At 56.3% G+C, this 13,907-nt stretch carries 13 protein-coding genes; 2 read left to right on the top strand and 11 right to left on the bottom strand.

The features are described from left to right. Positions 1-106: 106 nt before the first annotated feature. The 4 genes from AABB29_RS16610 to gltX all read right to left on the bottom strand — a co-directional run bounded on the left by AABB29_RS16610 (position 107) and on the right by gltX (position 4,209). Positions 107-613, bottom strand: a complete 507-nt coding sequence (locus AABB29_RS16610) for a GNAT family N-acetyltransferase (protein WP_341365857.1) — start codon at positions 611-613, stop codon at positions 107-109. Further along, positions 610-1,362 (bottom strand): PDZ domain-containing protein, encoded by a 753-nt coding sequence (locus tag AABB29_RS16605; protein WP_341365858.1) that lies wholly within the window; start codon positions 1,360-1,362, stop codon positions 610-612. The genes AABB29_RS16610 and AABB29_RS16605 overlap by 4 nt, the downstream gene beginning before the upstream one ends. Positions 1,363-1,421: 59 nt before the next feature. Beyond that, entirely contained in the window at positions 1,422-2,717 is a 1,296-nt protein-coding gene (locus AABB29_RS16600) for a citrate synthase (protein WP_341365859.1), read from the bottom strand. Positions 2,718-2,814: 97 nt separating this feature from the next. Further along, positions 2,815-4,209 (bottom strand): glutamate--tRNA ligase, encoded by a 1,395-nt coding sequence (gene gltX / locus AABB29_RS16595; protein ID WP_341365860.1) that lies wholly within the window; start codon positions 4,207-4,209, stop codon positions 2,815-2,817. Positions 4,210-4,301: 92 nt separating this feature from the next. Between gltX and AABB29_RS16590 the strand changes: the two genes are divergently transcribed. After that, positions 4,302-6,422 carry a ComEC/Rec2 family competence protein gene (locus tag AABB29_RS16590; RefSeq protein WP_373636636.1) on the top strand — a complete coding sequence of 707 codons (2,121 nt, stop codon included), beginning with the start codon at positions 4,302-4,304 and terminating at the stop codon, positions 6,420-6,422. On the opposite strand, the gene lexA is transcribed toward AABB29_RS16590, so the two are convergent. From lexA to AABB29_RS16555, 7 genes are all read right to left on the bottom strand, one after another. Beyond that, complete coding sequence (gene lexA, locus AABB29_RS16585) at positions 6,416-7,102, bottom strand: transcriptional repressor LexA (RefSeq protein ID WP_341365861.1); 687 nt, start codon at positions 7,100-7,102, stop codon at positions 6,416-6,418. The two genes, AABB29_RS16590 and lexA, sit on opposite strands and share 7 nt — an antisense overlap. Before the next feature lie 69 nt (positions 7,103-7,171). Further along, positions 7,172-8,344 (bottom strand): gephyrin-like molybdotransferase Glp, encoded by a 1,173-nt coding sequence (gene glp, locus AABB29_RS16580; protein WP_341365862.1) that lies wholly within the window; start codon positions 8,342-8,344, stop codon positions 7,172-7,174. Further along, positions 8,341-8,817 (bottom strand): cyclic pyranopterin monophosphate synthase MoaC, encoded by a 477-nt coding sequence (gene moaC, locus AABB29_RS16575; RefSeq protein ID WP_341365863.1) that lies wholly within the window; start codon positions 8,815-8,817, stop codon positions 8,341-8,343. Before moaC ends, glp begins: the two co-directional genes overlap by 4 nt. Further along, positions 8,817-9,623 (bottom strand): indole-3-glycerol phosphate synthase TrpC, encoded by an 807-nt coding sequence (trpC, locus tag AABB29_RS16570; protein WP_341365864.1) that lies wholly within the window; start codon positions 9,621-9,623, stop codon positions 8,817-8,819. The genes moaC and trpC overlap by 1 nt, the downstream gene beginning before the upstream one ends. Further along, positions 9,620-10,261 (bottom strand): uracil-DNA glycosylase, encoded by a 642-nt coding sequence (locus AABB29_RS16565; RefSeq protein ID WP_341365865.1) that lies wholly within the window; start codon positions 10,259-10,261, stop codon positions 9,620-9,622. Before AABB29_RS16565 ends, trpC begins: the two co-directional genes overlap by 4 nt. Beyond that, positions 10,261-11,277, bottom strand: a complete 1,017-nt coding sequence (gene trpD, locus AABB29_RS16560) for an anthranilate phosphoribosyltransferase (protein ID WP_341365866.1) — start codon at positions 11,275-11,277, stop codon at positions 10,261-10,263. The genes AABB29_RS16565 and trpD overlap by 1 nt, the downstream gene beginning before the upstream one ends. After that, positions 11,274-11,855, bottom strand: a complete 582-nt coding sequence (locus AABB29_RS16555; RefSeq protein ID WP_341365867.1) for an aminodeoxychorismate/anthranilate synthase component II — start codon at positions 11,853-11,855, stop codon at positions 11,274-11,276. Before AABB29_RS16555 ends, trpD begins: the two co-directional genes overlap by 4 nt. Positions 11,856-11,996: 141 nt before the next feature. Between AABB29_RS16555 and AABB29_RS16550 the strand changes: the two genes are divergently transcribed. Then, positions 11,997-13,535, top strand: a complete 1,539-nt coding sequence (locus AABB29_RS16550) for a divergent polysaccharide deacetylase family protein (RefSeq protein WP_341365868.1) — start codon at positions 11,997-11,999, stop codon at positions 13,533-13,535. Positions 13,536-13,907: the final 372 nt, after the last annotated feature.

Raw genomic sequence — 13,907 nt, 5'->3', positions numbered from 1 at the left:
TGTCATCCGGCTGCGAAAAGGTCAGCGGAGTATGTTGCCAATATCAGGTTTAGCGGGCCCCGGGACGGGCTGGCGACGCCTTGGTGAACTGATGACCAGCCACAGGCTAACCCACATATTCCCCGCGCTGCAAGGCAAAGTAGGCGCTGTCTGACCAGATACCTTCAATGCAGTAGGTATTTTGTGCGCGCCCAGTCTCGGTGAACCCCAATGACATCAGAAGGCCAACCGAGGCTTTGTTGCGCGGATCAGCATCGGCGGTCAGCACAGAGAGGTCGGTTTGTGAAAAGATATGCGGTATGATGGCGCGCATCGCCTCTGTCACGATCCCTTGCCGCCAGTAGTCTGGATGCAGCAAAAATCCGATCTCATTTTCGCGATGCATTCCAGCCGTACCGATGGCCCGCCCATCTTTTTCGATGATGAAGTAAAGCAACTGATCTTGCTGCGCCGCCATGAGACGGTCCAGGTTTTCCTGGGTCCGTTCCGGGCTTTCATGTGGCGCGGTCGACCAGTATTTCATCGCGCGACGGTCGCTATAGATCGCAAATAAGTCCTGCAGATCGCTTTGCCGTGCGGCCCTTAATATCAACCGGTCAGTGACAAGTGTCATGGATTATCAAAACGGTCCTGAATATAGGCGGCACTGACGCTGTCGGCGGCTGCCAATAGCTGCGCTGCTGTATAGTTCTCACCATCAAGTGCGTCATTGCTAATGCAGGTTGTTCCCCAATAAGGCATCGTGATCAACACCCGGCGGCTGCCGCGTACGAAATAGATATCTGTGATTTCAAAACGTTCGCCCAGCTCTTGCAGCGCTAGATGGGCGTCTTCACAGCGAAAGCTGCGGTTTGCATGAAACAGCATTGGCAGGATATCAGCTGCATCTTCTGCGGTCACGCGCTCATAGCGCGGGGCGCGGCAGTCGCGTCGTTCAAGTGCCCGTGTGATCCCCAGTGTGACCGGATCGGTATGTCCGACTGTCAGTGTCGCATTCGGTTGCTCCAGCCGAGTGAATATCAACCGGTCACCTGGTCGCGCGGCATCAAATAATGCCTCGCGCGCGGCGACATCAATTGTGGGGATGTCGTTCAAGGCGATTATGACGTCCCCTTCTTTGAGCCCCGCTTGTGCCGCCGGGCTGGCAGGGTGCACGTTGCTTAAGACGATGCCGTCCTCGACATCATAATGTCTGATCCCAATCCATGCCATCTGTGTCTGCAATTGGCCGAGAACCTCATCCCGGTCCAACCAAGCAGGGGTCCCCAGATCGCGGATCGTTATTGGGATCGGGCAGGGATCGCCGGCTGCGGCTACTGTCGGGGTCAATCCAAGAAAAAGGATTGTCAGCAAATGCTTCATTTCGAAAATCCTAGGGTGCTAATACGAAAAAAGGCTACCTGACGGTAGCCTTTTTGCAATCAGCGTTTTTCGATGTCGACATAGTCCCGCGACAATTCGCCAAGATAAAGTTGGCGTGGTCGCCCGATCCGCAATTGTGGATCGGCAAGTTGCTCTTTCCATTGCGAGATCCATCCGACCGTCCGCGCCAGCGCGAAGATAGGCGTGAACATGGATGTTGGGAAACCCATCGCCTCGAGGATGATGCCCGAATAGAAATCGACGTTCGGGAACAATTTCTTTTCCGCAAAATACGGATCGGCCAGCGCTTGTTTTTCAAGCTCCATCGCGACCTGCAAAAGTGGGTTATCTTCGACGCCCAGTAGTTCCAGCACTTCGTCAGCGCTTTCTTTCATGACAGTCGCACGTGGGTCGAAGTTTTTGTAAACGCGATGCCCAAAGCCCATCAAACGGTAGCTGTCGTTCTTGTCCTTGGCGCGGGAGATGAATTCGGGGATCCGGTCAACGGTGCCGATTTCTTTCAGCATTTCCAGGCATGCCTGGTTGGCGCCGCCATGGGCTGGGCCCCAAAGGCAGGCGATCCCAGCCGCGATACAGGCAAATGGGTTTGCGCCCGACGAGGAGGCCAAACGTACAGTTGAGGTCGATGCGTTCTGTTCGTGATCGGCATGCAGCGTGAAAATCCGGTCCATCGCGCGCGATAGGATCGGGTTCACATGATATTCTTCAGCCGGGACCGAGAAGCACATGTGCAAGAAGTTTGCGGCATAATCCAGATCGTTACGCGGATAGACGAAGGGCTGCCCGACCGAATATTTATATGCCATCGCTGCGATTGTCGGCATCTTGGCGATCAGGCGGATGGATGCAACCTCGCGCTGATGCGCATCAGTGATATCGGTACTGTCGTGATAGAAGGCAGACATCGCCCCAACAACGCCCACCATCGTTGCCATCGGGTGCGCATCGCGGCGGAAACCGCGGAAGAAATTATGCATCTGTTCGTGAATCATCGTGTGGTTGGTCACAAGAGATTCGAACTTTTCCAGCTTTTCGGCTGATGGCAGCTCACCATAAAGCAGCAGATAGCAGACTTCCAGGTAATGCGATTTGCTGGCCAGTTGGTCAATTGGGTAGCCACGGTGCAAAAGCACGCCTTTTTCGCCATCAATGAAGGTAATTGTGCTGTCGCACGCCGCCGTTGAGGTGAAACCCGGATCATAGGTGAAAACGTCGGCCTGACCGTAAAGCTTGCGGATGTCGATTACATCTGGACCATCAGAAGGAGAGTGCATCGGCAGATCATAGGTCGTGCCCTTGATCGTGAGTTTCGCGGTATCAGTGTTTTCAGCCATTCAGCTTCCCCTTGTTTATAGCGCGCAAGCGTCTTCCGCCGCCGACGCGTCTCAATTCGTCCGTGCCCAGTTACCTACCATTCGTAACGAATAGGTTTCAGCCGCTGGCGTCCTGCAGGCGGGCGACGGTTTCGTCGGGCCCGAGGACCAACATCATATCAAACACGCTGGGCGTCGTCGCACGTCCCGCAAGCGCCGCGCGCAGCGGTCCTGCCAACTTGCCTAGTTTCATCCCGTGAGCTTCGGCAACAGACGCGACGACCTGTTCAAGCGCGTCACGGGTCCAGCTAGCATTTTGCAAATGCGGCGTCAAATCCTTCAGTATACCACGGGATACATCATCAAGGTTTTTGCTGGATTTCTCATCCGGAATTATCGGTCGCTCTGTCATGATAAAGGCCGCTTTATCAAGGAGTTCTGGAAATGTCTTCGCGCGTTCTTTCAGGCAATACATCCCGTCTGAAAATTTGGTGATTTGTGTGTCGGTCAGGGCAGGTGCATCGGTGGCCGCCAAAAATGCCTTCAATTCTTGCAGCAGTGCAGCATCATCAGACGCCGCGATGTGTTGCCCGCAGATGCTTTCAAGTTTCTTCGTGTCAAATCGTGCCGGTGACTTGCCGATCCCAGGCAGATCGAACCACTCTTTTGCTTGGGCATCCGAAAAGAATTCGTCGTCCCCATGGCTCCAACCGAGCCGGGCCAAATAATTGCGCATGCCAGCGGCCGGATATCCCATTCCCTGATATTCGGCTGCGCCCGTCGCCCCGTGCCGCTTGGACAGTTTCTTACCATCCGGTCCAAATATCAGGGGAATATGCGCCAAAACCGGTTTCGGCCAGCCCATTGCCTCGTAGACCAGGTTTTGGCGGAATGCATTGGCAAGGTGGTCATCCCCCCGGATCACATGCGTGACCCCCATATCGTAGTCATCCACCACGACGGCCAGCATATAGACAGGTGTCCCGTCCGAGCGCAGAAGGATCATATCGTCAAGCTGATCATTTGACCAAGTGACTTCGCCCTGTACCTGATCATGCAGGGTGGTTTGCCCCTCATGCGGGGCCTTGATCCGAATGACATACGGGGCATCTGGATGATCGGCGCTATCGACGTCGCGCCAGGGCGAGCGGAACAGCGTAGATGACTTTGTCGCGCGGGCCTGTTCACGAAACGCCTCAATCTCGTCTTGTGTGCTAAAGCATTTATAGGCGTGACCGTTTGCCAAAAGCGTTTGCGCGACCTCGACATGTCGGGCGGCATTGCCGCTTTGACTGATCGGATCCCCGTCCCAATCAAGCCCGAGCCAGTTCATCCCATCAAGAATGATCTGCGTATTTTCCGGCGTCGATCGCGCCTGATCGGTGTCTTCAATTCGCAGCAGGAACTTACCGCCACGACCGCGTGCATAAAGCCAGTTAAACAAGGCCGTTCGTGCGCTGCCAATATGCAAAGCGCCGGTCGGTGAGGGGGCGAAACGTGTCACGACTGTCATGGTAAGATTAACCTTTCGCTAACCAGCTTTCGGATAGTGTTCGAACTTGGCGTGGGGATACGAGACTGCGGGGATAAGAACAAGTGCGCGCCGTGATCGAAGATATCCTTTTGGCGCAGCGTGGGGCACTTGTCGGGTGGGTCCCGGTTTGTTTGGCTATCGGCATTGGCACCTATTTTGCGCTCCCGTCGGAGCCTGGATTTCTACTCTCGGCTTACTTGGTTTTGGCTGCGCTGGGATGTGCGGTGCTCGCGCGCGTCATTCGTATCGCTTATGCCCCGATCGTTTTGGGCCTCTTGTTGGTGCTGGCAGGCATTGGTCTTGCAAAATACCGCACCAATGACGTTGCCGCGCCGGTGCTGAATTTCCGCTATTATGGGCCTATTGAAGGCCGGGTCGTGAATATTGACCGCTCGGCAAGCGACGCGGTGCGGTTGACGCTTGATCAAGTCGTGCTGAGCCGAATGTCGCCGGAGCGTCGCCCAGCCCGTGTCCGCGTGTCCGTTCATGGCGATCAGGTGATTGAAACCTTCAAACCCGGTGAGGTTCTGGTCATGACTGGGCATCTTTCACCGCCTTCTGGTCCGGCCGAGCCGGGCGGTTTTGATTTCCAACGCCATGCATGGTTTTTGCAATTGGGCGCTGTTGGCTATACCCGAACACCTGTGTTGCGGATGGCAGCGCCGGAACGGCCGACATGGGCCATGCGGATTTTTGCTGCCCGCATGGCGCTATCGACGGCGGTGCAAGAGGCCATGCCTGGCAGAACTGGGGCCTTTGCCGCAGCGATCATGACAGGTGATCGCTCTGCAATGGACCAACAAACCCTGCAAAACTTACGGGCCGCCAATCTGGCACATCTACTCGCCATTTCCGGGCTGCATATGGGCCTGCTGACTGGGTTTGTTTTTGCCGTGATACGCTATGGGTTGGCTTTGTTTCCGCCCGTCGCCTTGCGCTTTCCAACGAAAAAACTGGCCGCGATCTGCGCGTTGATCGTCGGCGCTTTCTACTTGGCCCTTTCGGGGGGAAATGTTGCGACGGAGCGGGCGTTCATCATGGTTGCGGTCATGTTCGTGGCCGTTCTATTGGACAGACGTGCGTTGACCTTGCGGGCGGTTGCCATTGCCGCGATCATCGTGCTTGTTTGGCAGCCTGAGGCCCTGACAGGCCCCGGTTTTCAGATGTCCTTTGCGGCCACCACGGCCTTGGTCGCCGTTTTCGCAGCGCTAAGGCGCTTTGATCTGCACCGGCTGCCAAAATGGACGCGTCCGGTTGTCTCGGTTGCATTGTCGTCATTCATTGCTGGGTTGGCTACTGCGCCAATTGCAGCGGCGCATTTCAACCAGGTTGCCCATTACGGTCTGGTCGCAAATCTATTGTCCGTTCCCCTTATGGGTGTCTTGGTGATGCCCGCGGCCGTTCTGGCGATTTGCTTGGCTCCGTTGGGCCTGTGGCAGATTGGGCTGTGGCTGATGGAATGGGGGCTGCGCTGGATCCTGTTTGTCGCTGCAAATGTTGCGGGGCAACCGGGCGCGCTTGGACATGTTGTGGCCCCAAATGCAACGGTCCTGCCCATTTTGGCGCTGGGGCTTTTGTGGATCATCCTATGGCAAGGACGGACGCGCCTGCTGGGACTGGCGCCCGTCTGTTGCGCCTTTGTGTTATGGAGCCTAACCGAGCGACCCATATTGCTGGTCGCAGATAACGGTGCGCTGCTTGGGGTCGCAGGACCCCAGGGGCGTGCGCTGTCCAAGCCAAGCGGGAGCGGGTTCGTTGCCGGAATTTGGCTTGAAAATGATGGCGGGCCAGTGGCGCAAGAGGTCGCCGCATCGCGGCCAGGACTCGTGCGAGAGGGTCGTAAGGTCAGCGTATCGCTAAACGGATGGGATATCGTGCAGACCTCCGGCAAAACGGCGTTAGCGGCGCTGAGCGGTTGTGATGGTGCCGATATCCTGATTACGAACCAGACGGATGACGTGCCACGACCATGCATGGTTTTTGACGTCCTGCGCCTGCGGCAAACCGGTGCCTTGGCGTTGGATGTTTTATCAAATGGTGATCTTCAGATCACGACGGCCCATTCCATCGCGGGCGCCCGCCCGTGGAACAGCGCCCAAGGGCCTGTTTCACCGCCGATCATCATATCGCATGTCCAAAAAGAAAGGGCCGCTGACGCGACCCTTTTGAGCCAAAATAACACCGATCAATAGGTGCGGATCAAACCGACAAGACGCCCTTGTACCTTCACCTGATCATCACGGAACAGCCGCGTTTCATAGGCCGGGTTTGCAGCCTCCAGTGCAATGGCATTGCCGTTCCGGCGGAACCGCTTCAACGTTGCTTCATGCCCTTCGACGAGGGCGACAACGATATCGCCATTATCGGCGACGCCTGTTTCGCGGATCACAACAACATCGCCGTCATTGATGCCCGCATCGATCATCGAATCCCCTTTGACTTCAAGGGCATAGTGATCCCCCTGTCCAACCATTGCCTGGGGGACATGCACATTATGTGACACTTCGCTAATCGCAGCGATTGGCACACCGGCGGCGATCCGGCCCATCACCGGCAGCTCAACGGAACCGGTTGCGAGGGGCAGCGCCTGCGCGGGCGTTTTATCGGGTTTATCACCGTCGATAACCCGCGGCGTGAAACCTTTGCTGTCCTGCATGGAATCCGGAAGCTTTACGATTTCCAACGCCCGCGCCCGATGGGCCAATCGCCGAATAAACCCGCGTTCTTCCAGCGCTGTGATCAGCCGATGAATGCCGGATTTTGAGCGTAGATCTAACGCTTCTTTCATTTCGTCAAAGCTGGGCGGCACCCCATCGCGCTGCACCCGTTTATGGATGAATTCAAGTAGATCGAGCTGTTTCTTGGTTAACATACGCTTTCCCCTTGCAGGTTTTGCTTATGTTCTATTCATGTTCTTGTTTTGTGTCAATCACTTCAGATATCAGAGCGCAATGATCTCAATCGTGTCACCTGTTTGCCGGGCTGGATCGGCGATGGGCCGTACCGCCAAACAATTGGCATCTGCCAGTACCGACAGCAGCGCGCTGTCTTGTCTTTCGAAGACCGTGACACCGTTTTCGTCAACCTTTGCGCGCATGTAATGCTCGCGGGGGCCGTTGGGTCCGACCGGCGCAGCCAGTTGAGCGGTTTTGCGCGGCGCAGCCGCTTCGCTGCGTCCAAGCATTTTGCGTATGACAGGCAGTAGGAAAATATGCGCACAGACCATGGCCGAGACCGGATTTCCGGGTAATCCGATCATTGTTGCATTGCCCATCCTGCCCGCCATCAACGGCTTTCCGGGACGCATTGCTATTTTGTAGAAAGCGCGTTCCATGCCGCTATTCGTCGCGACATCGCCGACCAGATCATGATCGCCAACCGATGCCCCGCCGATGGTCACGATCAAATCGGCGTCCTTCGCCAGATCAAATGCCAGTTTAAGTGCGGGAGCCGTGTCGCGAGCGATCGGAAGAAGCCGCGTTTGCGCGTCGTTGGCCTCAAGCAATGCCGCAATGCCATAGCTGTTAGAGGCGATAATTTGATCGGGGCCCGGTGTCTCGCCCGGTTGTACCAGCTCATCGCCAGTGGCTATGATTGCAACGACAGGTCGTCGTTGAACCGGGACATCGGCGATATTCATCGCAGCCAAAAGCGCGATATCTGAGGGGCGCAGATGCCGCGGTGCTGTGATCTGATCGCCGTTTTGAAAATCACCGCCAAGCGGACGTACATGTGATTTTTTATTGGTCGGATCGGTAACGACGATCGTGTTGTCTTGCCTTGCTACATTTTCTTGCAGCAACACATGATCGGTTCCGGCCGGCATGGGGGCGCCGGTAAAAATACGCACCGCCTCGTTCGGTCCGGCTGTTCCGTGAAAGCGGTGGCCTGCGGCGGCCTCGCCAATCACCCGATATGTGGTTTGTTCGGGGTAGCTGGCACCGCTAATAGCATAGCCATCCATGGCAGAGGCGGCAAACGGGGGCTGGTTCCGGCGCGCCGTTACCGTCTGGGCCAAGATGCGGCCGCTCGCTTGGGCGAGGGGAATCGTTTCAAATTCAAGCGGCCCAACAAGGGCGAAGAGATGCGTCAGTGCCTCTTCGACAGAGATCATGGGTTTTCAAAACGGCCTGATTTGCCGCCATCTTTGAGGGTGAGACGAATGCCGCCGATTTCCATGTTTTTTTGAACGGCTTTCACCATGTCATAGATCGTCAATGCGGCTGTGCTGACGGCTGTCAACGCTTCCATCTCGACACCCGTTTGGCCGCCTGTTTTCACCGTGGCTGTGATCCGAATGCCAGGTAGGGCGTCGTCAATACGCAGATCCAACGCAACTTTGGTGATTGGAAGCGGATGGCAAAGAGGGATCAGATCAGCGGTCTTCTTCGCACCCGTAATCCCGGCGATGCGTGCGATGCCCAATACATCGCCCTTTTTTGCACGCCCCTCGGCAATAAGGGCAAGTGTGTTGGCATCCATTTTGACAAAGCCCTCGGCAATCGCAATGCGCGCTGTGACCGGTTTGTCCGAGACGTCAACCATATGGGCGTTGCCATCTGTGTCAAAATGCGACAGCTCGGCCATTACATCCCCCCTTGTGGTGGATTGGCCAAAAGTGTGCGCGTCGCGGCGGCTACATCATCCTTCCGCATCAGGCTTTCGCCGATCAGGAAGGTACGCGCGCCATAGCGGGCCATATCGGCAAGCTCATCAGGGGTGTTCAGCCCGCTTTCACATACAATTGTGCGATCTGCGGGGACCAGCTTTGACAGCGTTCGTGTGGTATCCAGTGTGGTTTCAAAGGTTTTCAGGTTGCGGTTGTTGATCCCCATCAAGGGGGATTTCAGCAGGCAGGCCCGTTCCAATTCTGCCGCATCATGTACCTCAAGCAGGACATCCATGCCCCATGCGATGGCCGCTTCTTCAAGCTCTTGCGCCTGAGTGTCGCTGACGCTGGCCATAATTATCAAAATGCAATCGGCATGTAGCGCGCGAGCCTCGGCCACCTGGTAGGTATCATACATGAAATCCTTGCGCAGGGCGGGCAGGGTACAGGCATTGCGCGCTGCGGTAAGATAACTGTCATCGCCTTGAAAAGACGGGCCGTCTGTAAGGACCGAAAGGCAGGTCGCGCCACCTTCTGCATAGGCCTCTGCCAGTTTCTCGGGCTGAAAGTCTTCACGGATCAAACCTTTGGATGGGCTTGCTTTTTTGATTTCAGCAATCAGGCCGTACCCTTCGCGGGCGGCATCGATCAGGCTCTCTGCAAAGCCGCGCGTGGGTGGGGCTGCATTTGCTTCTGCTTCGACATTCGCAATGGGTTTGGCCGCCTTGCGCTTTGCGACATCTTCCAGTTTATATGTTTTGATTTTTTCGAGAATGTCGCTCATGGGTCCGCCCAGTTGATTGGCTCTTGGCCCTGTTCAATAAGCCACTGGTTCACCTTTGAAAATGGGCGAGAGCCGAAAAAGCCGCGATAGGCCGATAGCGGTGAGGGATGGGCAGATTTCAAAACAAGATGATGGGCGTCCAGCGCGCTTGCATAGGTTGCGGCAGGACCGCCCCAAAATATAAAGGCACGGGGTGTTTTGTTAACCCGCTCTAGGACCTGTTTTACCAGCGACGACCAACCCAATTTGGCATGCGCTTTGGGCTTGCCCGGCGGTACGCTGAGCGCCGTATTCAACAAAAGAACACCTTGGTCGGCCCAATCTAACAATGAGGTCTTACTGCGTGTTTGTCCGGTATCCTGTTGAATTTCTGTAAAAATATTGCCCAGACTGTCAAGCCGCCCACCAAAGCCATCGGGGATCGAAAAAGCCAGTCCATCAGCCTTGCCCGGCGTGTGATAGGGGTCTTGCCCCAAGATGGCCACTTTGGTCTTAGTTGGCTGGCATCTTTCAAGCGCAGCAAAGGTCAGGTGGGCAGGCGGCAGAAAATCTGTTCCAACCTTATGGGTGATTTCTTGCAATTCAGCCTTGAAAAAAGGCAAGTCCGCCCAATCTCCCAACCGCGAAAGATCAAACATCACGCTGCTGAGGTGATGCGGGCCAGTGTCTCAACGCAGTGCTTGGCCCGCCCGCTATCGATACTTTCGCGCGCCAGCGTTACACCATCGGGCAGTCCATCGACTTTGCCCGCGACACAAAGAGCGGCCGCTGCATTCAGCAGAACGGCGTCTCTGTACGCGCCAGGCGCGCCGTCCAGAAGCGCACGCAAGGCAGCGGCGTTTTCTTCCGGTGTTCCCCCAACGATATCCGCAAAATCATGGGCGGGCAGGTCGAAATCTGAAGGGGTCACTTCAAATTCACGCACGGCGCCATTATTCAACTCAGCGACCCAGGATGTACCGGTGATCGTCAGCTCATCCGTTCCATCTGAGCCGTGTACCAACCAAGCCCTTTCGGCCCCAAGTGCGCGCAGCGTTTCTGCCATAGGCTTGATAAGTTCGCGGCTAAAGGCACCCGTGAGTTGCCGCGTGACGCCGGCAGGATTTGTTAACGGTCCCAATATGTTGAAGATCGTTCTTGTTCCAAGTTCCATGCGCGTGGGCATCACATGTTTGATCGCTGGATGGTGCATGGGGGCCATCATGAAGCCAATGCCAGCCTCGGCCAGCCCATGCTCGACCACATCGGGGCCGACCATGACGTTGATGCCCATTTGGGATTGCACATCTGCGGTGCCCGATTTTGACGACGAGTTCTTGTTGCCATGCTTGGCAACCGGCACGCCTGCGCCTGCGACAACAAAGGCGGTTGCCGTTGAAATATTCAGCGTATGTTTGCCATCGCCGCCCGTACCGACGATGTCCATTGCACCTGGCGGGGCCTTCACTGGCAGGCATTTAGCGCGCATGACAGCAGCCGCAGCTGCATATTCATCCACTGTTTCCCCGCGCGTGCGCAGTGCCATCAATAGCCCGCCAATTTGCGACGGTGTGGCGTCGCCATTGAAGAGGATTTCAAAGGCTTCTTCGGCTTGTGCCCGGCTTAGCGGGCCTTCGGCTGCCGCGTTGATCAGCGGTTTGATCGCGTCGCTCATGCGGGAACCTTGGTGATGTCCAGAAAGTTCTGCAGCAGCTTATGGCCATGTTCCGATGCAATGCTTTCGGGGTGGAATTGCACGCCATGCAGGGGCAATTCGCGGTGTTGGACGCCCATGATCGTGCCATCATCCAGCTCGGCTGTGATTTCAAGCGCATCGGGCAACGTCTCGCGTTCCAGCACCAGCGAATGGTAGCGGGTTGCATCAAAGGGGCTTGGCAGGCCCGCAAACAGCCCTTTGCCCGTATGTTGCATCACGCCCATCTTACCATGCACGATCTCATGGCAGCGCACGACCTTGCCGCCCATTGCCTCGCCAATGGCCTGATGCCCCAAGCACACACCCATCAAGGGCATTTTCGTTTCAATTGCCGCGTGAACCAACGCAAGGCAGATGCCCGCTTGTGATGGATCGCAGGGACCCGGAGACAGCATGATCGCCTCGGGGCGCATCGCCATTGCCTCTTGCACATTCAGCGCGTCATTGCGTTTGACAACGACCTGCGCACCCAGTTCGCCTAGATAGTGAACAAGGTTATAGGTAAAGCTGTCGTAGTTATCGATCAAAAGCAGCATGGTAAAATCCCGCGCAAGCGAAAAAGGGGCTACCGTCCGCATGGTGGCTCGCGGTATAAGCAAATTAATACATGGGCCGGGACGGGTATGAACGTCAAGGTCGAACGGCGCGAATAGGCGCGGATAACAGGGTGATAGGCAATGAGCGGCAGTGTATCAGGCGGTCTTTGGGGGCTGGTGCTGGGAAGCGTAGGTCTTGGCATTGTGTCATTGGTGAATGAACAACCATCTGATGTTGTAGGCAACGACCAACAGATAGCAGTCGTCGCTGACCCGGTTGCGCCTGTTGAGAAACCGCAGTCAGACACGCTGTCAGATGTGGCGCCGGTTGCGCTGGTTGAGGCACCCATCGCTCTGGCTGCTCCTGAGATCGGCAGCTTTCCGACTGGCCCGAATGTCGATTTGGCCGCAAGCAAAAAAGCACCTGCGTTGCAGCGCGTCATCGCCAATTTGGGCGAGGTATCATCGCCGGATCTGGTTGCCGAAATTATCACGGCCCCGGCGGAAGCGCCCGCTGAATCACCTCAGGTTGCGGCAGAGGCAGCCCCCGCAGAGCCGGTCATCACCGATACACCGCCGCAAATCGCAGACGCACCTGATTTGCCCGAAGTGACTGCTGAGCCGTTACCATCGGTAGCATTAGACCTGACACCCGAGCCAGAGACCCCTTTAGTAGAAGTGCCTGCACCTTTGCTTGACGCACCATCGGCGGATGATGCAGAGGTTGTCGCAGATGCGGCCCGGCCCGCGCCGGCACCGGCGCCAGCTGTGCCGGACGCCGAGACACCTGCTCCGGCCATTGTGGCCGATGCGGTACCCGAGGTTCAACCCGAAGAGGCGACTCCAGAGATCTCTGCTGAACCCCAACCGCCAGAACCAGAGATTGCCGCGACGTCGCCAACACCCACGATCCGCGTGAACCGGCCCGGCGCTACGCCGTCCGAAACAGCAGGGCAGGGAGCCGAGATTGTCACAGAGGACTCGCTCGCAGATGATGCGTCAGCATTAGAACGTTTCGCTGCTGTGTTTGAGCTGGAGACAGAATTGCCGCTGTTGTCTGTTGTGATGATCGATGATGGAGGCGTCGAGGCGACACCATCAAAAATCGCAGCACTGCCTGTCCCCGTGACGGTTGTGGTCGATGCGCTGGCGCCCGAAGCGTCAGAAAAAATGGAGGCTTATCGCGCCGAAGGTGTCGAAGTGATGTTACAAACCTCACTGCCCTCTGGGGCGATCCCAACAGATGTTGAAGTTGCATTCGAGGCTGCCTTTGCCATCCTGCCAGAAACCGTTGGTTTGTTTTCGGATGCATCGGGTTTGATGCAAAGCAACCGTGCTGTTGCGCAGCAAGTTGTAGACATTCTGGGTTCCGAGGGGCGCGGTTTGGTTGTTGTTGAACGTGGTTTGGGCGGGGCCCTACGGATTGCCGAACAAGCCGGGTTACCTGCCGCTGCTGTGTTACGTGATCTGGACGGCAACGGAGAAGGCGAAGCCGCCGTGATGCGCGCATTGGATCAGGCTGCATTCCGCGCGCGGCAGACTGGAAATGCTGTGCTTCTTGCTCGCAGTTCGACTGAGACACTGGCCGCACTGGAAAACTGGGGTGCCGAGAATAATGGTGCGCAAATTGCCTTGGCGCCTGCATCAGCGGTTTTGTTGAAAGTTGCAGATTCGGAGTAACGTCCCAGATTAGGCATTTTCATGCTTGTTGTTTGGGGCGATAAGGTTTTGCAGTTTTTGGCTGCTTAGTCTTCGAATTGATGTCAAAAAGGCGCGCCTCCCCCAAACGCAACAATTATTGCATGATATTGCCTCTGTTCCCGCGAAGTCATGCCACGATCACGTGGTAGCACTGTCCTATGCGGTAGGATGGACTGAAATCCGCTTGCAGTCGCTCTATCCGCCGCGATATGGCCACTGAACGTGATGATCAGTGGGTATATTGATCAGCTTAGGCCAGATGTAAGGATTTAGAGGTAAAGACTGACCCCTCACTTGCAAAGTGTGGTTTCCAAAGGGGCCAGCCCGGCAAAGCGTAAATGGTAGAACGAC

This window comes from Yoonia sp. BS5-3 (assembly GCF_038069655.2).
Taxonomy (GTDB): Bacteria; Pseudomonadota; Alphaproteobacteria; order Rhodobacterales; family Rhodobacteraceae; genus Yoonia; species Yoonia phaeophyticola.
This window is presented reverse-complemented; position numbering and strand designations above follow the sequence as displayed.

Bases quoted from the DNA above. Each gene is read 5' to 3' on its own strand.
- lexA (WP_341365861.1), bottom strand. From the start codon at position 7,102: ATGTTAACCAAGAAACAGCTCGATCTACTTGAATTCATCCATAAACGG.
- trpC (WP_341365864.1), bottom strand. From the start codon at position 9,623: ATGAGCGACATTCTCGAAAAAATCAAAACATATAAACTGGAAGATGTC.
- moaC (WP_341365863.1), bottom strand. From the start codon at position 8,817: ATGGCCGAGCTGTCGCATTTTGACACAGATGGCAACGCCCATATGGTT.
- trpD (WP_341365866.1), bottom strand. From the start codon at position 11,277: ATGAGCGACGCGATCAAACCGCTGATCAACGCGGCAGCCGAAGGCCCG.
- AABB29_RS16600 (WP_341365859.1), bottom strand. From the start codon at position 2,717: ATGGCTGAAAACACTGATACCGCGAAACTCACGATCAAGGGCACGACC.
- gltX (WP_341365860.1), bottom strand. From the start codon at position 4,209: ATGACAGTCGTGACACGTTTCGCCCCCTCACCGACCGGCGCTTTGCAT.
- glp (WP_341365862.1), bottom strand. From the start codon at position 8,344: ATGATCTCTGTCGAAGAGGCACTGACGCATCTCTTCGCCCTTGTTGGG.
- AABB29_RS16555 (WP_341365867.1), bottom strand. From the start codon at position 11,855: ATGCTGCTTTTGATCGATAACTACGACAGCTTTACCTATAACCTTGTT.
- AABB29_RS16550 (WP_341365868.1), top strand. From the start codon at position 11,997: ATGAGCGGCAGTGTATCAGGCGGTCTTTGGGGGCTGGTGCTGGGAAGC.
- AABB29_RS16605 (WP_341365858.1), bottom strand. From the start codon at position 1,362: ATGAAGCATTTGCTGACAATCCTTTTTCTTGGATTGACCCCGACAGTA.
- AABB29_RS16565 (WP_341365865.1), bottom strand. From the start codon at position 10,261: ATGTTTGATCTTTCGCGGTTGGGAGATTGGGCGGACTTGCCTTTTTTC.
- AABB29_RS16610 (WP_341365857.1), bottom strand. From the start codon at position 613: ATGACACTTGTCACTGACCGGTTGATATTAAGGGCCGCACGGCAAAGC.